This is a genomic window from Pseudomonas sp. GW531-T4 (assembly GCF_017349615.1).
GTDB lineage: Bacteria > Pseudomonadota > Gammaproteobacteria > Pseudomonadales > Pseudomonadaceae > Aquipseudomonas > Aquipseudomonas chlororaphis_I.
In genome coordinates this window covers 83,998-102,140 of sequence record NZ_JACMZT010000012.1, presented here as the reverse complement: position 1 = coordinate 102,140, position 18,143 = coordinate 83,998, and the positions used below count along the sequence as shown (strand labels likewise).

The 18,143-nt window shown below is 64.1% G+C and carries 18 protein-coding genes; 4 read left to right on the top strand and 14 right to left on the bottom strand.

The features are described from left to right. Nucleotides 1-1,014 carry a porphobilinogen synthase gene (gene hemB / locus J4D28_RS12435; RefSeq protein WP_103330866.1) on the bottom strand — a complete coding sequence of 338 codons (1,014 nt, stop codon included), beginning with the start codon at nucleotides 1,012-1,014 and terminating at the stop codon, nucleotides 1-3. Nucleotides 1,015-1,221: 207 nt separating this feature from the next. Between hemB and J4D28_RS12430 the strand changes: the two genes are divergently transcribed. Further along, on the top strand, nucleotides 1,222-1,845 hold the full coding sequence (locus tag J4D28_RS12430; RefSeq protein ID WP_041985046.1) for a DedA family protein: 624 nt from the start codon (nucleotides 1,222-1,224) through the stop codon (nucleotides 1,843-1,845). On the opposite strand, the gene J4D28_RS12425 is transcribed toward J4D28_RS12430, so the two are convergent. Continuing rightward, nucleotides 1,826-3,061: a sterol desaturase family protein gene (locus J4D28_RS12425; protein ID WP_103330865.1), complete on the bottom strand. Its 1,236-nt coding sequence runs from the start codon at nucleotides 3,059-3,061 to the stop codon at nucleotides 1,826-1,828. The two genes, J4D28_RS12430 and J4D28_RS12425, sit on opposite strands and share 20 nt — an antisense overlap. Nucleotides 3,062-3,174: 113 nt before the next feature. Between J4D28_RS12425 and elbB the strand changes: the two genes are divergently transcribed. Continuing rightward, the gene (gene elbB / locus J4D28_RS12420) at nucleotides 3,175-3,843 is read left to right on the top strand and encodes an isoprenoid biosynthesis glyoxalase ElbB (RefSeq protein ID WP_101283906.1); all 669 of its coding nucleotides are present in this window, start codon (nucleotides 3,175-3,177) and stop codon (nucleotides 3,841-3,843) included. A gap of 48 nt (nucleotides 3,844-3,891) precedes the next feature. Here elbB and J4D28_RS12415 read toward each other — a convergent pair whose 3' ends face one another. The 5 genes from J4D28_RS12415 to abc-f all read right to left on the bottom strand — a co-directional run bounded on the left by J4D28_RS12415 (nucleotide 3,892) and on the right by abc-f (nucleotide 9,944). Beyond that, complete coding sequence (locus J4D28_RS12415; protein ID WP_016703198.1) at nucleotides 3,892-4,347, bottom strand: YaiI/YqxD family protein; 456 nt, start codon at nucleotides 4,345-4,347, stop codon at nucleotides 3,892-3,894. 102 nt (nucleotides 4,348-4,449) lie between these two features. Continuing rightward, nucleotides 4,450-6,348: an FTR1 family protein gene (locus J4D28_RS12410; RefSeq protein ID WP_041985053.1), complete on the bottom strand. Its 1,899-nt coding sequence runs from the start codon at nucleotides 6,346-6,348 to the stop codon at nucleotides 4,450-4,452. A 261-nt stretch (nucleotides 6,349-6,609) separates the two neighbouring features. Further along, nucleotides 6,610-7,242, bottom strand: coding sequence for a LysE family transporter (locus J4D28_RS12405; protein ID WP_103330864.1), 633 nt, complete (start codon nucleotides 7,240-7,242; stop codon nucleotides 6,610-6,612). Between the two features lie 210 nt (nucleotides 7,243-7,452). Next, nucleotides 7,453-8,034, bottom strand: a complete 582-nt coding sequence (locus tag J4D28_RS12400; RefSeq protein ID WP_009046137.1) for a mechanosensitive ion channel family protein — start codon at nucleotides 8,032-8,034, stop codon at nucleotides 7,453-7,455. Then, nucleotides 8,034-9,944: a ribosomal protection-like ABC-F family protein gene (gene abc-f / locus J4D28_RS12395; RefSeq protein ID WP_041985056.1), complete on the bottom strand. Its 1,911-nt coding sequence runs from the start codon at nucleotides 9,942-9,944 to the stop codon at nucleotides 8,034-8,036. The genes J4D28_RS12400 and abc-f overlap by 1 nt, the downstream gene beginning before the upstream one ends. A gap of 50 nt (nucleotides 9,945-9,994) precedes the next feature. Here abc-f and J4D28_RS12390 point away from each other — a divergent pair, with 50 nt between their 5' ends. Next, a complete protein-coding gene (locus J4D28_RS12390) occupies nucleotides 9,995-10,459 on the top strand; it encodes a TIGR02444 family protein (protein ID WP_053270167.1) in 465 nt (154 codons plus the stop codon). Here J4D28_RS12390 and J4D28_RS12385 read toward each other — a convergent pair. Beyond that, entirely contained in the window at nucleotides 10,456-11,667 is a 1,212-nt protein-coding gene (locus tag J4D28_RS12385; RefSeq protein WP_009051431.1) for an AlgP family protein, read from the bottom strand. The two genes, J4D28_RS12390 and J4D28_RS12385, sit on opposite strands and share 4 nt — an antisense overlap. 193 nt (nucleotides 11,668-11,860) lie before the next feature. Between J4D28_RS12385 and J4D28_RS12380 the strand changes: the two genes are divergently transcribed. After that, nucleotides 11,861-12,526 (top strand): FKBP-type peptidyl-prolyl cis-trans isomerase, encoded by a 666-nt coding sequence (locus J4D28_RS12380; protein WP_009051432.1) that lies wholly within the window; start codon nucleotides 11,861-11,863, stop codon nucleotides 12,524-12,526. A 62-nt stretch (nucleotides 12,527-12,588) separates the two neighbouring features. Here the strand turns inward: J4D28_RS12380 and J4D28_RS12375 are convergent, their stop codons facing one another. The 6 genes from J4D28_RS12375 to hemC form a co-directional block, all read right to left on the bottom strand. Continuing rightward, a complete protein-coding gene (locus tag J4D28_RS12375) occupies nucleotides 12,589-13,047 on the bottom strand; it encodes an Rsd/AlgQ family anti-sigma factor (protein ID WP_009051433.1) in 459 nt (152 codons plus the stop codon). Nucleotides 13,048-13,255: 208 nt separating this feature from the next. Next, nucleotides 13,256-13,777 carry a disulfide bond formation protein B gene (locus tag J4D28_RS12370; RefSeq protein ID WP_009051434.1) on the bottom strand — a complete coding sequence of 174 codons (522 nt, stop codon included), beginning with the start codon at nucleotides 13,775-13,777 and terminating at the stop codon, nucleotides 13,256-13,258. 163 nt (nucleotides 13,778-13,940) lie between these two features. Next, complete coding sequence (locus J4D28_RS12365; RefSeq protein ID WP_038635956.1) at nucleotides 13,941-15,179, bottom strand: heme biosynthesis protein HemY; 1,239 nt, start codon at nucleotides 15,177-15,179, stop codon at nucleotides 13,941-13,943. Further along, the gene (locus J4D28_RS12360) at nucleotides 15,176-16,315 is read right to left on the bottom strand and encodes a uroporphyrinogen-III C-methyltransferase (RefSeq protein WP_009051436.1); all 1,140 of its coding nucleotides are present in this window, start codon (nucleotides 16,313-16,315) and stop codon (nucleotides 15,176-15,178) included. The genes J4D28_RS12365 and J4D28_RS12360 overlap by 4 nt, the downstream gene beginning before the upstream one ends. A gap of 17 nt (nucleotides 16,316-16,332) precedes the next feature. Next, complete coding sequence (locus tag J4D28_RS12355; RefSeq protein ID WP_041985067.1) at nucleotides 16,333-17,100, bottom strand: uroporphyrinogen-III synthase; 768 nt, start codon at nucleotides 17,098-17,100, stop codon at nucleotides 16,333-16,335. Further along, a complete protein-coding gene (gene hemC, locus J4D28_RS12350) occupies nucleotides 17,097-18,038 on the bottom strand; it encodes a hydroxymethylbilane synthase (protein WP_038635950.1) in 942 nt (313 codons plus the stop codon). The genes J4D28_RS12355 and hemC overlap by 4 nt, the downstream gene beginning before the upstream one ends. Nucleotides 18,039-18,143 lie beyond the last annotated feature (105 nt).

Here is an 18,143-nt window from a genome sequence, read left to right as displayed (position 1 = left end):
CTATTTTTGCTCTCGTAACAATTGAGCAGCACGAACGGCAAAGTAAGTCAGGATGCCATCGGCACCCGCGCGTTTAAAGGCGGTCAAGGACTCGAGGATAACCCCTTCGCTCAACCAGCCATTCTGGATCGCCGCCATGTGCATGGCGTATTCGCCGCTGACCTGATAGACAAAGGTCGGCACCTTGAATTCATCCTTGACCCGCAAAAGGATGTCCAGGTAGGGCATGCCCGGCTTGACCATGACCATGTCTGCGCCTTCGGCGAGGTCGACGGCCACTTCATGCAGGGCTTCGTGGCTGTTGGCCGGGTCCATCTGGTAGGAGGCCTTGTTGGCCTTGCCCAGGTTCAGCGCCGAACCGACCGCGTCGCGGAACGGGCCGTAATAGGCGCTGGCGTACTTGGCCGAATAGGCCATGATCCGCACGTTGACGTGCCCGGCCAGCTCCAGGGCTTCGCGGATCGCCTGGATGCGGCCGTCCATCATGTCCGAAGGCGCGACCACCTGGGCGCCGGCTTCGGCATGGGACAGGGCTTGCTTGACCAGCGCGTCGACGGTGATGTCGTTCTGCACATAGCCTTCTTCGTCGAGGATGCCGTCCTGGCCGTGAGTGGTGAACGGGTCGAGCGCCACGTCGGTGATCACCCCCAGCTCGGGGAAACACTCACGCAGCGCGCGGGTGGCGCGCTGGGCAATGCCGTTCGGGTTCCAGGCTTCGGCGGCGTCCAGCGACTTGAGCTCCGCCGGGGTCACCGGGAACAACGCCAGCGCGGGAATCCCCAGCTCGACCCACTGCGCCGCTTCCTCCAGCAGCAGGTCGATGGTCAGGCGTTCGACGCCCGGCATCGACGCCACCGCTTCCCGGCGATTCTCACCGTCGAGCACGAATACCGGCAGGATCAGGTCATCGGTGGTCAGGACGTTTTCACGAACCAGGCGACGAGAAAAATCATCCCGACGATTGCGACGCAGGCGGGTGGCAGGAAACAAACGGTTGGCTGGGGTAAAGCTCACGACAGACTCCTGAGCCCGCGCAGGCGGGCGAGCGTGACAGTTATAAGCGCCCATTATGACGAACGGATGACAGTTGTGCTTAACCCTGTGACCGGTAGTCGCAGCTATTGTCCAGCCAGCATTTGTTCACGTCGAGACACATTTGGATACTTTCCTCCATGGGCTCGAAGGGTTAGGCTGCGCGTTCATTTCGCCAGCATCCAGACAATGCTCCAACAATTTCTTCAGGAATTCGGCTACTTCGCCCTCTTTCTCGGCACATTCTTCGAAGGCGAGACCATCCTGGTTCTGGCCGGCTTTCTCGCGTTTCGCGGATACATGGACATCAACCTGGTGGTGGTCGTGGCCTTCTTCGGCAGCTATGCCGGCGACCAGCTGTGGTACTTCCTGGGACGCAAGCACGGGCGCAAGCTCCTGGCGCGCAAGCCGCGCTGGCAATTGATGGGCGATCGGGCGCTGGAGCATATCCGCAAGCATCCGGACATCTGGGTGCTGAGCTTCCGCTTCGTCTACGGCCTGCGCACCGTGATGCCGGTGGCCATCGGCCTGTCGGGGTATCCGCCGGGACGTTATCTGTTGCTCAACGGCATTGGCGCGGCGATCTGGGCCGCCGCCCTGGCCGCCGCGGCCTATCACTTCGGCGCCGTGCTCGAAGGCATGCTGGGCAGCATCAAGAAATACGAACTCTGGGTGCTCGGCGCCTTGCTGGTCCTGGGCTTTGCCCTGTGGCTGCGCCGCCGCTTCAAGAATGCGCGGCTGGCCAAGGCGATCTACGAAGCCGAACAGGTCAAGCAGAACGATTGCTGCAAGTCTAAGACGCCAGTCGAGTAAGGCGGCCCCGGCAGCAGTAAAGCGCAATGCCACTGAGCAGGCTGTAACTGATCAGGCCGACCCAGCCCAAGGCGCTGGCCGGCCATAGCCCGACCAGGGGCGCCAGCCACACCAGCGGCAGGTTCGACGCCAGCCGCAGCGACTCCATCTTCAGCGCCCACGGGCGATCCTCCAGCGCCACCCCCAGCACGAACAGACCGAAGGCCATGGCGCTCCAGCCCAGCACCAGGGCCGCGACCGGCAGGCTGTCGCCCAGGTTCATCAGGTAGCTGCCAAAGGCGGCGTACACCGCGAACTGCAACACCACATACCCCTGCTGCCAGACATCCAGCGGCACCTCGAACTTGCGGAACTGGCTCAGGTCCGGCTTGCGCAGCGGGTATTTGGCCGCCACATCCGCCGGGCGCCAGCCGGTACGCATGAGCCAGATCCGCAGCTTGTCCCAAACGCGCTCGGTACGCCGCGCATCGTCCAGCAACTGGGCATAGAACTGCAGGTTGGCCCACACCGGGTTCCAGCTGGCCAGGGGCGTGGTGACGCCGAAGATCACCGGCTCGTTGTCGTCCTCCTCCTGAAAGGTGCCGAACAGCCGGTCCCAAATAATGAACACGCCGCCGTAGTTGCGATCCATGTAGAGAGCGTTCTGTGCATGGTGGGCCCGATGATTGGACGGCGAGACAAAAAACCATTCGAACCAGCCGAGCTTGGGAATGTGCCGGGTGTGCACCCAGAACTGATACAGCAGGTTCAACGCCCCCACGCTGACAAACACCAGCAGCGGCACCCCCAGCACGGCCATCGGCAGGTAGAAGATCCAGCTCAGCAGGAAGCCGGTGCTGGTCTGGCGCAGCGCCGTGGAGAGGTTGTAATCCTCGCTCTGGTGATGCACCGAATGCGCCGCCCAGAGAATGTTGCGCTCATGGCCCATGCGGTGCAGCCAGTAGTAGCAGAAGTCGTAGAGGACAAAGGCGAACACCCAGACCCAGGCGCTCTCGGCCGACAGGCTGAAGATCCCCAGGTGTTCCAGGGCAAAGGCGTAGGTCACCAGGCCGACGCCCTTGGTCAGCAGCCCGGTGGTGGTCGACAAGGCCCCGGTGCTGAGGCTGTTGATGGCGTCCGCGACCCGATAGTTGTTCACCCCCCGCCAGCGGTCGACCAGCAGCTCGAGGGCGATCAGCACAAAGAAGAACGGCACTGCATAAAGAATGAAATTCATGACACGACCTGATCGGAATCCTGATCGAAGATTAGGTCGGGCGGCGGGATAACCCTATGGCAACGGGCGACAAATTAGTGGACATTTAACGCCATGAATCTGGAGAAAAAACCATGAGCAAAAAAGTTGCAGTGATCCTTTCCGGCTGTGGCGTCTATGACGGTGCCGAGATCCACGAAAGCGTCATCACCCTGCTGCGCCTGGACCAGCGTGGCGCCCAGGTGCAGTGCTTCGCCCCGAACATCGCCCAGCTGCATGTGATCAACCACCTGACCGGCGCAGAGATGCCCGAGTCGCGCAATGTCCTGGTGGAATCGGCGCGCATCGCCCGTGGCCAGGTGAAAGACATTCGTGAGGCCGACGCCGAAGACTTCGACGCGCTGATCGTGCCGGGCGGTTTTGGCGCGGCGAAAAACCTCTCCAACTTCGCCGTGGAAGGGGCCGGTTGCACGGTCCAGCCGGATGTCCTGGCGCTGACCGAAGCCTTCGCCGAAGCCGGCAAGCCGGTGGGCCTGATCTGCATCTCGCCGGCCTTGGCGGCGAAGATCTACGGCCCGGGCGTCACCTGCACCATCGGCAACGACGCCGATACCGCAGCCGCCGTCAGCAAGATGGGTGCGACCCACACAGAGTGCGCCGTCGGCGACATCATCGAGGACAAGGCACGCAAGCTGGTCAGCACCCCGGCCTACATGCTCGCGCAGTCCATCAGCGAAGCGGCGGCGGGGATCAATAAGCTGGTGGATCGGGTGCTGGAACTGACCCACGAAAACGACGAGTAATCCAAAAACCGTGGCGAGCCGGCAAGCGCCCTCGCCTCGCGGGAATCGTCAGGCCTGGCGCGCCAGCCGCGTCAGGATGCGGTCCAGGGCATTGGCGAAGGCCTGCTTCTCGCGGTCCCCATAAGCGCCTGGCCCACCACCGACCTGCCCCTGCTCGCGCAGATCGGTAAACAGGTTACGCACCGCCAGCCGCTCACCCATGTTCTGCGCATCGAATTCCTTGCCCCGCGGGTCGAGGGCGGCGACGCCTTTCTTCACCAGGCGGTCGGCCAGGGGCACGTCGCTGCAGATCACCAGTTCGCCCGGCACCGCGTGTTCCACCAGGTAGTCGTCGGCCGCATCCGGGCCGCTGGGCACCACGATCAGCTTGACGCAGGCAAAGGCCGGCTTGATCTGCGGCTGCCCCGCCACCAGCACCAACTCGAACTGACGCTTGAGGGCAAACCTCACCACCTGGTCCTTCGCCGCCTTGGGGCAGGCGTCGGCATCGATCCACACACGCATTGCGTTATTCCTCTGAAAGCATCGCGGGCAAGCCGCGCGCCTACAGATCTCGATGAACTGTGGGCGCGCGGCTTGCCCGCGATAATGAGCGAAACGGATGCCTCAGGAAACCTGGGGCCGCCGTTTCTCGGCAATGCGGCTGCGACTGTAGAGCACGATGATCGCCACGATCGCCACCGCCTGTGCCGTCAGCGAGTAGGCATCGGCGTGAATGCCCAGCCAGTCGAAGTCGAAGAATGCCACCGGCCGCGTACCGAAGACTCCGGCCTCCTGCAGCGCCTTGACGCCATGCCCGGCAAACACCACCGACAAGGCGCACAGCAATGCCGCGTTGATGCCGAAGAACAGGGCCAGCGGCAGCTTGGCCGAACCGCGCAGGATCACCCAGGCCAGGCCGAACAGCAGCACCAGCGCCGTGGCGCCGCCGGCCAGCACCGCGTTGTGGCCCGCCGGGCCGGCCTGCAGCCACAGGGTTTCGTAGAACAGGATCACTTCGAACAGCTCGCGATAGACCGAGAAGAACGCCAGCACCGCAAAGCCGAACCGGCCTCCACCGCCCACCAGGCTGCTCTTGATGTAGTCCTGCCAGGCCGCCGCGTGCCGACGGTCGTGCATCCACACGCCGAGCCACAGCACCATGACACTGGCGAACAAGGCCGTGGCGCCTTCCAGCAACTCGCGCTGGGAGCCGCTGACGTCGATCACATAGGCCGCCAGCGCCCAGGTCGCCAGGCCGGCCAGCAAGGCCAGGGCCCAGCCGACGTTGACGCTGCGCACCGCCGATTGCTGGCCGGTATTACGCAGGAAGGCCAGGATCGCCGCCAGCACCAGGATCGCTTCCAGGCCCTCGCGCAACAGGATCAGCAGGCCGGAAATGTAGCTCAGCGACCAGCTCAGGCCGTCGCTGCCCAGCAGGCCCGCCGACTCTGTCAGCTTGGCCTTGGCGGCAGCCAGACGCTGCTCGGCCTGCTCTGCCGGCAAGCCGTCCTGCAGCGCCTGACGATAGGCCATCAGGGCTTTCTCGGTGTCCTTGCGCACGTTGGCGTCGACGTTGTCGAGGGAGCTTTCCACCAGCTCGAAGCCTTCCAGGTACGCCGCCACCGACAGGTCGTAGGCCTGTTCGCGGTCACCGGCGCGGTAGGCGGCCAGGCTCTTGTCCAGGGTCGAGGCGGTGTAGTCGAGCAGTTGCGCCGGGCCGCGCTTGACCTGTGGTGGCTGGGCGCGCTGGGCACGGAAGGTGGCCGCGGCCTGCGGGCCTTCGGCGGCCTCTACTTCGCTTGGGGTCTGGCGGGCCAGGTCGGCGAGGTTGTAGCTCTTGTCGCCCTTCGCCGCGGCCGGGTCGGCGGTGAAGCCGGCGATATAGGTCGCCAGGTCCCAGCGCTGGCGGTCGTCCAGCTGATCGGCGAACGACGGCATGTCGGTGCCTTCGACGCCCAGGCCGAGGGTGTTGTAGATCGCGTAGAGGCTCAGGTGATCCGTGCGCGCCGCATCCCGCAGGTTGGCCGGTGGCGGCGTCAGGCCAACACCGGCCGGGCCGTCGCCGGCACCGGTGTCGCCGTGACACACTGAGCAGTGCTGGGCATACAAAGGCGCGCCACGGCTCGGGTCCGGGGTGATGATCGGGGCCTGGCTGACCTCATAGGCCACCGCCAGCCTGGCGCCCAGCTGCCGCGCCTGGCGGGCGACGAGGGCACCGTCCGCCTTGGCCTTGACCGCCTCGTTCAGGCTGGCGATGCCCTGCTCCAGCTCGGCCTTCTCCGGCTTGGCCGGCAAATCGGCGACCAGCCCCTGCAACACGCCGAGAAACTCGACCTGCTCACGGTACTCGGAGTCATCAATGACCTTGCCCGCCTCGACCGTCGGTGGGTAGTCCGCACCAATGTAGTCGAGCAGGTGCAGCGCCTTGGGCGCGCCTTCTACGGTGTCCGCCAGCAGGTTGGCGCTGCACAGGGCCAATAGCGGCAGCACGAGCCACGCCAGGAAACGGGAGGGGGCAGTCATGAACGAATCTCAAATGGAAATACGAAGTAACACATTGTTCACTTCCAATGAGTTTCACTCAAGCGTTGTCACGCGCGACACCCAGACGCAGTCGCGCCTGATGCCTGGCCAAAGCCTTGAATCACCTGGGGTCCGGGGTTTCCTGAACAAAGATGAAATAAATCCGGACATCACCGGGACCGGTTCATGCTCCCGGATCCCCCGGGGACACAGGCATAAAAAAGGCGCCCTCGATAGGCGCCTTTTTGTAGGGCGAGTCTCTTAGACCGGCGCTTTGCGAATGGTCGCCAGCAAGCCGGCGGCGCCGAGGAACAGACCGGCGAAGGTGCGGTTCATCCGGCGTTGCTGGGTCGGCGTGCGCAGCAGGCGCAGGACCTTGGAAGCCAGGCTGGTGTAGCCGGCCATGACGATCAGGTCGACGGCGATCATGGTCGCACCGAGGATCAGGTACTGCTTCACCAGCGGCGCGTGGGGATCGATGAACTGCGGCAGGACCGCCAGCATGAACACCAGCGCCTTGGGGTTGCTGATGTTGACCAGGAACCCGCGGAACACCAGGGCCAGGGGTTTGCCGATCGGCCGGATCACGGCGTCGTCGCTCAGGTCGCTGGGCAGCGCGCGCCACTGTTTGACCGCGAGGTAGACCAGGTAAGCCACGCCGAACCATTTGATCGCGTAGAAGGCGGTCGAGGATGCCGCGAGAATCGCCCCCACGCCGGCGGCGACAATCGCGATCTGCATGGCCAGGCCCAGTTGCAGGCCCAGGGCGTTCCAGTAACCGCGCCAGAAACCGTATTGCAGACCGCAGGACATCGACGCAATCGCGCCGGCCCCCGGGGAAAGGCTGATCACCCAGCAGGCGGCAAAAAACGCCAGCCATGTCTCAAGAACCATCGCACACCTCGGCTCGAATTCGTCGTAGACGCCTAAGCTAATGCGCTGGCGGGCGGATGACCATAGATTTTTGTCGGACAGATACCCCTGACTGCCGAAGGCTGCGCTAAGGCCCGCAGGACCTTCCTGCGATCTCAAGAGCGCGTCTGCTTCGCAGCCGATCGCTGCCTCGCGATGCTCGGCAGCGGCTACAGGGACGGTACAGGGGGACTATTTCTCGCCGGAGCCTATCGACAGCGCATCGCTGCCACGCCAGCGGCGCACCGAACGCTGGAAGAACAGGCTGTTGGGCACTTGCACCATGACGCCGCCGGTGCCGGCTTCCTCGGCCTCGATCAACGAGGTGTACAGCAGGTTGATTGCCACCACCCGGCCCTTGATGCCCGGTTTGTCGAGGGTGTCCACCAGCTCGACCACATCGCCGATGCGGAACGGGCCCACGGTAAAGATCAGGATGGCGCACAGCAGGTTGGACAGCACGCTCCACATGGCGAAGAAGGCCACCGCCGCCACCGCGACAAAACCGGACAGGGCAGTCCAGAGCACCGTCGCCGACACCCCGAGCCGCTCCAGCACGAAGATCAGCGCACTGCCCATGATCAGCCAGCGCAAGCCACCGCGCAGCGGCATCAGCAGCTGCGGCGGGAACGGATAACGTTCACCCAGGCGGGTCAGGCAGCGCGCGACAAAACGCTGGGTGATGTAGCCAGCCAGCAGGATCAGCAGGATTTGCACGGTGACCCACAGCGGCTCGACCCACGTGATCGGCACAGGCAGCTTGAACGCTTCCATCAGGACAAGGCTTCCAGTTCCGCCTGCATGCTTTCCAGCAGTTCCAGGGCTTCCATCCAGGCCTCTTCCAGCTCGCCTTCGCGCACCTTCAGCTTGGCCTGCTCGGCCAGCAGATCACGCAATTCATCCTTGCGAGCCGCTTCGTAGACACCACTGTCGCCAAGGCTGGCTTCTATTTTCGCCAGCCGCTCGTGGACCTTGCCCAGCTCGGTTTCCAGCTTGTCGGCTTCGCGCTTGTGCGGGGCCAGCTGCTGGCGCAGGGCCGCGGCTGCCTGGCGCTGGGCCTTCTTGTCGGTCTTGTCCGGGTTGACCGTGGTCGTGCTGGCCGGCGCGTTGCGCTGGCGGTAGTCCACCAGCCAGCGTGCGTAGTCGTCCAGGTCGCCGTCGAACTCCTCGACCTTGCCGTCGGCCACCAGGAAGAAGTTGTCGGTGGTGCTTTTCAGCAGGTGACGGTCGTGGGAGACCACCAGTACCGCGCCGCTGAACTCTTGCAGGGCCATGGTCAGGGCCAGGCGCATCTCCAGGTCCAGGTGGTTGGTCGGTTCGTCGAGCAGCAGCAGGTTAGGGCGGTCCCAGGCGATCAGGGCCAGGGCCAGGCGCGCCTTTTCGCCACCGGAGAAGTTCAGCACCGGCTCGTCGATACGCGCGCCGCGGAAGTCGAAGCCGCCGAGGAAATCGCGCAGGGTCTGCTCGCGCTCGGTCGGCGCCAGGCGCTGCAAATGCAGCAACGGGCTGGCCTTGGCGTCGAGCGAGTCCAGCTGGTGCTGGGCGAAGTAGCCAACCACGGTGTTCTCGCCACGGGTCAGGCGGCCGCCCAGCGGCGACAGCTCGCCGGAAAGGTTCTTGATCAGGGTCGACTTGCCGGCGCCGTTGGGGCCGAGCAGACCGATGCGCGCACCCGGGGTCAGTTGCAGCTTGACCTTCTCCAGCACGGTCTTCTCGCCGTAACCCAGGCGGGCATCGGACAGATCGAGCAGCGGGCTGGAGATCTTTTCCGATTCGCGGAAAACGAAGTCGAACGGCGAGTCGACGTGGGCGGCGGACAGCTCTTCCATCCGCTCCAGGGCCTTGATCCGGCTCTGGGCCTGGCGGGCCTTGGTGGCCTGGGCCTTGAAGCGCGCAATGTACTTTTCCATGTGCGCGCGTTGCGCCTGCTGCTTCTCGTAGGCTTGCTGCTGTTGCGCCAAGCGTTCGGCACGGGCCCGCTCGAAGGCGCTGTAGCCACCGCGATAGAGGGTGATCTTGCGCTGATCGACGTGAGCCACATGGTCGACCACGGCATCGAGGAAATCGCGGTCGTGGGAAATCAGCAACAAGGTGCCGGGGTAGCCCTTGAGCCAGTCCTCCAGCCAGAGGATCGCATCGAGGTCCAGGTGGTTGGTCGGTTCGTCGAGCAGCAGCAGGTCCGACGGACACATCAGCGCCTGCGCCAGGTTCAGGCGCATCCGCCAGCCACCGGAGAAGTCGCCGACCTGACGGTCCATCTGCTCGTTGCTGAAGCCCAGGCCGGCCAGCAACTTGCGCGCCCGGGCGTCGGCGGTATAACCGTCGGCGCTGTCCAGCTCGGCATGCAGGCGTGCCAGGGCTGCACCGTCATGGGCCGCTTCGGCGGCGGCCAGCTCACGCTGCACCTGACGCAGGCGCAGGTCGCCATCGAGCACGTAGTCGACCGCCAGCCGCTCGAGGGTGTCGACCTCCTGGCGCATATGGGCGATGCGCCAGTCGGCGGGCAGGAAGCAGTCGCCCGAATCCGGGTGCAACTCGCCACGCAGCAAGGCGAACAGGCTGGATTTGCCGGCGCCGTTGGCACCGATCAGGCCGGCTTTCTGGCCGGCGTGCAGGGTCAGCTCGGCGTCTTCTAGCAGACGTTGCGGACCACGCTGTAAAGTCAGGTTCTGAAGTCGAATCATAATGGCGGCGGAGTCTACCAGCTTCGTTCGCAACTGGCGCGAGTAGCAATATGTCCTCTGACCTGTGGAGCTTCACCCTCAAGACCTACGCCCGCCCAGGCGTCGAAGAAGCCTGCCTGGACCTCCAGGCGGCCGGGGCCAATGTCTGTCTTTTACTCTGCGCAGCCTGGCTCGGCGCGCGTGGGGTGACCTGCACTGCACAGCGCCTGCAACAGCTGCGGAGCCTGGGCCAGCCTTGGCACGACGAAGTCGTCAGGCCGCTGCGCCAGCTGCGCACGCAATGGCGCCCGGCCGCGAGCGCGGATCCGGAACTGGCGGTCTTGCGCGAACAGGTCAAGGCATTGGAACTGGAGGCCGAGCGGCAACTGCTGCTGCGCCTGGAAGCGCTGGCGGGGGGATGGTCGGAGGGTGAAGCGCAGGATCTGACGAACTGGCTGGAAGGACTGGCGGCCGAAGCCGCCAACCTCAACCGCGACGCGCTGCAGGCGCTGCGCGTCGCGGTGACCGGCGCTTAGGAAGCGCTGGTTGGCGTGGTGCTGGCAGGCGCGGCAGTCGGAGCCGAAACTGGCGCAGCAGCCGCCGCTGGAGCGGGCGAAGATACCGGTGCCGCCGGCTTGGCAGCCGGGGTTGCCGGGGTGACTGGCCTGGCGGCCGCTGGAGCGGTGGCCGGTTTGGCTGCGGCAGGTTTGGCGGCGACAGGCTTCTTCGCGGCTGGTTTTGCAGCCGGCTTGGCAGCAGGTTTTACTGCGGGTTTTGCCGCAGGCTTGGCGGCTGGTTTTGCTGCAGCGGGTTTAGCCGCTGCTGGCTTGGCGGCAGTGGAAGCTGCCGGCTTGGCTGCTGCAGGTTTGGCGGCGGGCTTGGCTGCTGGTTTAGCCGCAGGTTTAGCTGCCGCCTTCACCGGAGCTTTTGCCGCAGCCGGTTTGGCGGCCGGCTTCGCAGCAGTTTTTGCCGCCACCGGTTTAGCCGCTGGCTTGGCAGCTGCAGGCTTGGCCGCTGCGGTTTTAGCCGCGGGCTTAGCGGCGGGTTTGGCCGCAGGTTTTGCTGCTGGCTTGGCAGCGGGTTTCGCTGCAGCCGGTTTGGCAGCCGCTGTTTTCGCAGCAGGTTTGGCGGCAGCTTTCGCAGGGGCTTTTGCAGCAGCCGGTTTAGCCGCTGGCTTGGCAGCTGCAGGTTTGGCAGCGGCGGTTTTCGCCACTGGCTTGGCAGCAGGTTTGGCGGCCGGTTTGCTGGCAGCTTTTACCGGTGCTTTAGCAGCAGCTTTGGCAGGGGCTTTTGCCGCTGGCTTGGCTGCGGCTTTCTGTGCTGGAGCGGCTGCCGGTTTGGCGGAGCGAGTGCTCAGCACCTTGGCTGCGGCTTCTTTCACACGACCGACGCCCTGGGCCAGTTTCAGGCTTTCCTGAGCGTCGCGCTTGAGTTGCAGAATGTAGGCGCGGGTTTCGGATTGACGTGCCTTGAGTGCATCGAGCAGGTCTTCAAGTTCTTTCACTGCGTCCTTGGCTTTGGCTTGTGCCTTGGCCTTGCCGGCCGCCGCGGCGTCCTGCAATTTGGTGCGCGATTTGTGCAGTTTTTCCTGTGCCTTACCGCGTTGCTTTTCCAGTTTGGCGAGCAGTTTTTCAGCATCAGCCAAGGCTTGAGAACAAGCGTTTTCCAAGTGTTCGAGCAGGCTGCCCGAAAGCTGTTGGAGCAAATGCAACGGAGTACTTACAGGCTTCTTATTGGCCGACATGGTTTACCTCCTGGCTGACGTGAGTTGCGGCTCATACTAGACCTCTGCTGCTACCGCCGCTAGGGCATGTTGACAGTATCGAATGCCATGCGTTGCAGAGGATCGAAAATGTTCTTCGCGCACAAGAAAGTTACTCACCAGCCGCCACACCCACGCTGGCATAATCCACCTCGTCTCAGGCCGGAGAGCGCCCATGTCGCGTTACCTTTTTTTATCCTTGTGTGTGTTGTTGCCACTGGCTCAGGCCGCCGAAGATTCGCAGAAAAACGATGCTCACGATCTCGCCTACAGCCTGGGTGCCAGCCTCGGCGAACGCCTGCGCCAGGAGGTGCCGGACCTGCAGATCCCGGCATTGCTGGAGGGCTTGAAACAGGCCTACCAAGGCAAGCCTCTGGCACTCAAGGACGAGCGCATCGAACAGATCCTCGCCCAGCATGAGGCACAGGTCAGCGAGCAAGCGGGCAAGCCGCGAATCGAAGTGGCGCTGGAAAACGAACAACGTTTTCTCTCGGCCGAAAAAGCCAAGCCGGGCGTACGCGAACTGGAAAACGGCATCCTGCTGACCGAGTTGGCACCCGGCAGTGGAGCACGGCCGGGGGCCAATGGTTCGGTACAGGTTCGCTACATCGGACGCCTGCCTGACGGCACGGTGTTCGATCAGAATCAGCAGCCGCAGTGGTTTCGCCTGGACAGCGTGATTGCCGGATGGCGCAGCGCGTTGCAGCAGATGCCGACGGGGGCGAAGTGGCGCCTGGTGATTCCTTCGGCCCAGGCTTACGGCGCCGACGGCGCAGGCGACCTGATCGCGCCTTACACACCCCTGGTGTTTGAAATCGAGCTGCTGGGGGCTAGCGGCTAAGGGGCGCAGAAACGAAAAACGGTGCGCAATGCGCACCGTTTCGGTAAAGCTTTCGCTGCAAGTCAGGCCTGAACGGCGGCCTCTTCCTTGTGAGCGTTGTGCAGCACTTCGATCAGGCAATCTTCCAGCTCGAAGCGCTCATGCAGCAGACCACCCAGCTCCTTGAACTTCTCCGCCACGCATTTTCCTTCGTCGCACAAATCGTTGAACGCCAACAGCTTTTCAGTAATGACATCGATCCGAGGATAAATGGTTTCGGCCAGTTCGAGCCCGCGCTTGTCGTTGAAGGCCTTGGCCTCGCCGGTCAGCTGCTCGTAGATTTCAAAGTGGCCGGCGGAGACGTAGTCCACCAGAATTGCGCAGAACTCCTGCAGCGGCTGTCGGTTTTCAGCCAGCGTCTCAGGCTCCGCGCCGAGAGCATCATAGGCCCGAACCAGTTCGTGACGCTCCTGCAACCAGCGATCGATCAGCAGATGCACTCCACCCCAGCGTTCCTGAGCATTCTGACAACTTTCGAGCATGGCGATCTCTCTTCCCTTATGGGTCATGCCGCTCTGAATCCGTCACTGGACTGAACATCAGCATCCGGCCAGGCAGAACAGCATCGAGCAACGTAATTGCGGTGACACGTGCGGGCCAGATTATGCCCGCTCGACAGCCGCTTCAAGGTACGCAGGAGATAAAGTTCATACAAGTGTTTAATCTTTAGCCCCGTCGCAAAACGACGATTCAGGTCGCAGCCGCCCTGCGCCGGCCCCGTGGTAGAAGCCGCACCAGGCGATAGGCACTCAAAATCATCACAGCGATGAAAAACAGCAGGCTCCACTCCGCGGCGCTCATGTCCAGCAGCGTCCAGGTGACCTCCGCGCACTGCGCAGTCCCGGTGAAAACCAACTGCAAGGCACGCCCCCAGGACAGATTGCCCAGCATGAACGGCATGTCCGGCAAGCACGCCAGCAACTGATCCGAAGGAATGTTCTGCAACAGCACATGGCGCCCTGCCGTGATCACACCCGCCAGGCTGCAGAGCAGTTCCAGCAGCCAATACAGGGCACTCGCCGGGTATTGTGGCCCCTGCACGACCGCAACCAGGCTGATCGAAGTCAACAGCAGCGCGAAGAAACGTTGCACCACCCACAGCAGGCAAGGCTCGAGCCCAATCCCGTACTCCAGGTGAAACGAAGCCCACAGGGCCAAGGCACCGGTAAAAAACACAAGGGAGAACAGCAAGCGTGAGCCGGCCAGCGACATGGTGTATCCACAACGGAAGAAACAGGCTGCCACGGTAGAGAAAGCGCTCGGCCCTTTCAAGGCGCGCCATGACAAGATCGAGCGCGGCAAACGGGCACAGAGGCCAGATCGGGGGGAATTGCGGAACGGGCCGCCCCCTCAGGGACGGCCCAGCCCTGCGGGTTTATACCCTGGCGGGCACCGGCAACGGCGATGCCAGGAGGCGCTCGTCCAACAGCCCCAGGCCTTCCTGGAACAGCTGGTTGCTGCGCTCGGTATCGCCCAGCTGCGCCAGCAACCGGGCCAGCTCGGCGCAAGCCTCAGGGTTGCGCTGCAGGCGCAGGCTGCTTTCCAGATAGTCCCGCGCCTTGCCCCATAGGCTGGTTTGCAGGCACAGGCGACCCAGGGTCAGCAGCAGGCTCGGATCGTTCGGATGATCCTTGAGCCACTGCTCGGCGAACTGCAGCTGCCGCGCCGGATCACTGCCGCGCAGCAAGCCGTAAAGCCGCGCCAGATGGCTGTCGTATTTGCGCTTGAGAGCAACGCGCAGCACTTCTTCGGCCTCGGCCTCGGCGCCCAATTGGCGCAGCTGTTCGGCATAGGCCAGCACCAGTTGCGGCTCCTGGCGTTGAGCCGCGGTCAGTTGCTGCCAGGCGCGATTGAGCGATTGCAGGCCAACCGCACCGTCTTCTTCGCGATGCGCCGCAAGGGTCAGGTTCTCGCCCCAGGCCCGACGTTCCAGTTCGGCCAGTTCGTTGGCGGGCAGGACTTTGTCCTTGCGCAGTTCGGGCAGCAGGCGAATCACCGCCGACCAGTCGCCCCGCTGTTGGTGCAGACGCTGCAACTGCCGCAGCACCTGGACACTGTGCGGGTGACGCTCGTGCATGGCTTGCAGGGTGCTCAGGGCGCCTTCGGTATCACCGCGATCGGTCTGCAGTTGGGCATGACTCAAGGCCACCGCCAGCTCGGCCTGGGGCTGCCGTTCGAGGGCACGCTCCAGCAGGCTGTCGCACTGCTCGTAGTTTCCCAGCTCGTTCGCCGCCCGCGCCGCGCCGAGGTAGTACAGAAGAGGCTGGCGCTCGGCTTCCGCGGCACGATGCAAATGCTTCTGGGCGCTGGCCCAGCGGCCTTCGGCAAGATCCATCTGGCCCTGCTCGATGGCGATCTGCACGCGACGGCTGCGGTTGCGCCGTGACCAGGGATTGACCACGCCGCTGGAGGCCATCACCAGTTCGATCAGCGCCTTGATCCCCCAGATCACCAGCCAGATCACCGCGACCAGTGCCAGGGTCGCCCACAGGCTCGACTCATAACGGAAGCTGTCGTAGGCAATCAGGATGTACCCGGAATGCTCGGCAATCGCCAACCCCAGCAATCCCGAGGCGGCGATCACCAGGAACAGAATCACGTACAGGCGCTTCATGGGCTGGTCTCCTGCGGGGTATTCGCAGCAGGCTTGGCCAGTGGTTTCACCGACTCTTCAGCGCTCAGGTTGCGCCGCTCCAGGTAGGCCTGAACGGCGCTCAGGGTCTTGGTCAGGTCCGGCGTCTGCACGGTGACCGGCTGTTTGCTCAGTTCGGACACGCGCTCCAGCATGAGCTTGCTTTGCGGGTTGTCCTGATTGAAGTTGCCCTTCAACACATCGCGGGCCTCCGCCAGCGCCTGGGTGTACACCGGCGCCTGGCCGTTCAGCGCCGCCCACTGGGCCTGTTCCAGGGCCAGGCTCAAGGCCAGGCGCACCTGCGTCAGGCTTTGCCCGGCGAGCAGCGGCCGCACGTTCTTGTCCGCATTGAAGTCGATACGAATGTAGCGCGAGATCTGGTCCCACCATTGCGCCCAGCGGCTGGCGCCATCGCCGTCGGCGGTCAGGCCCAGCAGCGAATCGCCACGGTCACGGTACTCGGGGGCCAGCTCGGTGAGCTCGACCACCTGATCGCGCAGTGCACCCAGTTGCAGGAACAGTCCGGTGCGATCCGGCTGTTCGGTGCTGCGCAGAGCCGCGAGGCTCTTGGCCAACTGCTCGCGCGCGGCGAAAGAACCGGGATCGTTCTGCTCGCGCAGGATCTCGTCGGCGCCCTGCACCAGGGCCTGGGCACTGCTGATGTCCTGCAAGGCCGAAAGGCGCAGGCTGGCCAGACGCAACAGATGTTCCGCCTCGGCCAGACGCCAGTCCTTGCGGCTGGCACCCAGCACGCTCTCCAGCTTCTGATTGAGTCGCTGCTGGTCGCCCTGCAACTGCGCGACCAGACGGCGGCGCTCTTCCAGTTCATCGGCCGCCGGCAACTGCTCCAGGCGGGCCGTCAGGCGCTGCTCGTTGAGCTTCAGGCTCTGCGCCTCGTCACCCAAGGCCTGCAACTGCCCCAGTTGCTGTTGATTGTTGGCCTGCAGGCTGCGCACCTGCCAGACCCCCCAGCCGCCGGCAGCGACACCGGCCGCCCCCAGCAGCAGGGCGAGGATCGCCAACCCGTTGCCGCGACGCTGCACAGCTGGGGTTGCAGATTCAGCCGGTGCATCGATTACCGGCTGGACATCATCTTTAGGCAAGGCTGTTTCGCTCACGTATCCATCCTTTGCGTTTAGAGAACGGGCACGGGTTGCTCCCGTAACGCCGTTAGCAAGGCCGCGGCGCTGGCGCCACGGCAATCCACAACTTTCTCGGCCCCGGCGGCACGCGCCATTTCGGCGACCCGGGGGCTCGGTACAAACAACGGCAGCCGCGCCACCTGTGGCCAGGCCTCGCCGGCCAACTGCTGCAAGTGCTCGAAACCCTGCCCACTGCTGACCACCAGCCCATTCAAGCGTTCCGCCTGGATGCGTTGCATCAGGACCCCGTTGGCATAGCGCGGCAGGTCGCGGCGGTACAGCTCCAGATAATCGACACTAGCACCTTGGCCGCGCAAACGCTCAGCCAGCAGCTCGCGGCCACCCTCCCCGCGCACGATCAGCACCCGTGGAGCAGGCCGTGCAATAGCCTCGCGCAACTGGGGAAGTTCAAGCAAGGCTTCGCTGTCATCGCCTTGCTCGGGGAAAAAAACATCCAGGCCGTGATCGGCCAGAATCTGCGCCGTGGCGGCGCCCACACTGAACCAGCGCTGGCTCGGCGGCTGCGGCCAGAACTGCTCGAGCAGCTGCACGGCCATTCGCGCGGCCGGCTTGCTGACCGCGATCACCGCGCAGTAGCGGTGCAGCTCAAGCACCCTGGCGCGCTGGGTATCGTCAAAAGGCAGGGCCTGGATTTCCAGCAACGGCAGGCTGCTGCTGAACACTCCCGCGTCGCCCAGAACCTCAGCCAGCTGCGCCGACTCGTCCGTGGGCCGGGTCAGCAGCACACGCCAGTCGCTCACTCTTCGCCAGCCTCGCCATAGACCGCGCGCAGAATATCGTCGGCGCCCTGGGCCAGCAGATCCTCCGCGACCTGTACGCCAAGCGCCGCCGCCGCGCTACGTGGAGCACGCGCCTCGGCGCTGAGCAGCACACCGCCGCTCGGTTCGCCGACCAGGCCGCGCAGCCACAGCTGATCGCCTTCGAGCACCGCATAGCAGGCGATAGGCACTTGGCAGCCGCCATTCAGATGCTTGTTGAGGGCCCGTTCGGCGGTGACCCGATCCGCCGTATCGGCATGATGCAGCGGCGCCAACAGCTTGTGGATCTCGCTGTCGGCCGTGCGGCACTCGATGCCCACCGCGCCCTGGCCGCCCGCCGGAAGGCTGTCGTCGACGCTGATCGAAGAGCTGATGCGATCTTCGAAACCAAGACGGATCAAGCCCGCAGCGGCCAGGATAATGGCGTCGTACTCACCGGCGTCGAGCTTGGCCAGGCGGGTATTGACGTTGCCGCGCAGGAAACGGATCTGCAGGTCCGGACGACGAGCCAGCAGCTGCGCCTGGCGACGCAGGCTGGAGGTCCCCACGACGCTGCCCGCGGGCAGCTCGTCGAGACTGGAGTAGGTATTGGAGACAAAGGCATCGCGCGGGTCTTCGCGCTCGCAGATGCAGAACAGGCCCAGGCCTTCGGGGAAATCCATGGGCACGTCTTTCATCGAATGCACGGCGATATCCGCTTCGTTTTCCAGCAGCGCGGTTTCCAGTTCCTTGACGAACAGACCCTTGCCGCCGATTTTCGACAACGGCGAGTCGAGCAGCTTGTCGCCGCGACTGACCATGGGCACCAGCGTCACGATCAACCCCGGGTGAGCGGCTTCCAGACGAGCTTTGACGTATTCTGCTTGCCACAAGGCCAAGGCACTTTTGCGGGTAGCGATGCGGATTTCGCGAGAGGACATGGATCAATCCGTACTGATAGAAAATACGGCAGATGATAACAGCTCAGCCAAATCAGCTTTGACTTGTATCAGGAACCGCAGCCCCTCCCTGGCTGCAGGAACGTT

What these genes read in the sequence shown, in the direction of transcription:
- J4D28_RS12430 (WP_041985046.1), top strand. Translation starts at nt 1,222, where the DNA reads ATGCTCCAACAATTTCTTCAGGAATTCGGCTACTTCGCCCTCTTTCTC.
- J4D28_RS12425 (WP_103330865.1), bottom strand. Translation starts at nt 3,061, where the DNA reads ATGAATTTCATTCTTTATGCAGTGCCGTTCTTCTTTGTGCTGATCGCC.
- elbB (WP_101283906.1), top strand. Translation starts at nt 3,175, where the DNA reads ATGAGCAAAAAAGTTGCAGTGATCCTTTCCGGCTGTGGCGTCTATGAC.
- J4D28_RS12415 (WP_016703198.1), bottom strand. Translation starts at nt 4,347, where the DNA reads ATGCGTGTGTGGATCGATGCCGACGCCTGCCCCAAGGCGGCGAAGGAC.
- J4D28_RS12410 (WP_041985053.1), bottom strand. Translation starts at nt 6,348, where the DNA reads ATGACTGCCCCCTCCCGTTTCCTGGCGTGGCTCGTGCTGCCGCTATTG.
- J4D28_RS12405 (WP_103330864.1), bottom strand. Translation starts at nt 7,242, where the DNA reads ATGGTTCTTGAGACATGGCTGGCGTTTTTTGCCGCCTGCTGGGTGATC.
- J4D28_RS12400 (WP_009046137.1), bottom strand. Translation starts at nt 8,034, where the DNA reads ATGGAAGCGTTCAAGCTGCCTGTGCCGATCACGTGGGTCGAGCCGCTG.
- abc-f (WP_041985056.1), bottom strand. Translation starts at nt 9,944, where the DNA reads ATGATTCGACTTCAGAACCTGACTTTACAGCGTGGTCCGCAACGTCTG.
- J4D28_RS12390 (WP_053270167.1), top strand. Translation starts at nt 9,995, where the DNA reads ATGTCCTCTGACCTGTGGAGCTTCACCCTCAAGACCTACGCCCGCCCA.
- J4D28_RS12385 (WP_009051431.1), bottom strand. Translation starts at nt 11,667, where the DNA reads ATGTCGGCCAATAAGAAGCCTGTAAGTACTCCGTTGCATTTGCTCCAA.
- J4D28_RS12380 (WP_009051432.1), top strand. Translation starts at nt 11,861, where the DNA reads ATGTCGCGTTACCTTTTTTTATCCTTGTGTGTGTTGTTGCCACTGGCT.
- J4D28_RS12375 (WP_009051433.1), bottom strand. Translation starts at nt 13,047, where the DNA reads ATGCTCGAAAGTTGTCAGAATGCTCAGGAACGCTGGGGTGGAGTGCAT.
- J4D28_RS12370 (WP_009051434.1), bottom strand. Translation starts at nt 13,777, where the DNA reads ATGTCGCTGGCCGGCTCACGCTTGCTGTTCTCCCTTGTGTTTTTTACC.
- J4D28_RS12365 (WP_038635956.1), bottom strand. Translation starts at nt 15,179, where the DNA reads ATGAAGCGCCTGTACGTGATTCTGTTCCTGGTGATCGCCGCCTCGGGA.
- hemC (WP_038635950.1), bottom strand. Translation starts at nt 18,038, where the DNA reads ATGTCCTCTCGCGAAATCCGCATCGCTACCCGCAAAAGTGCCTTGGCC.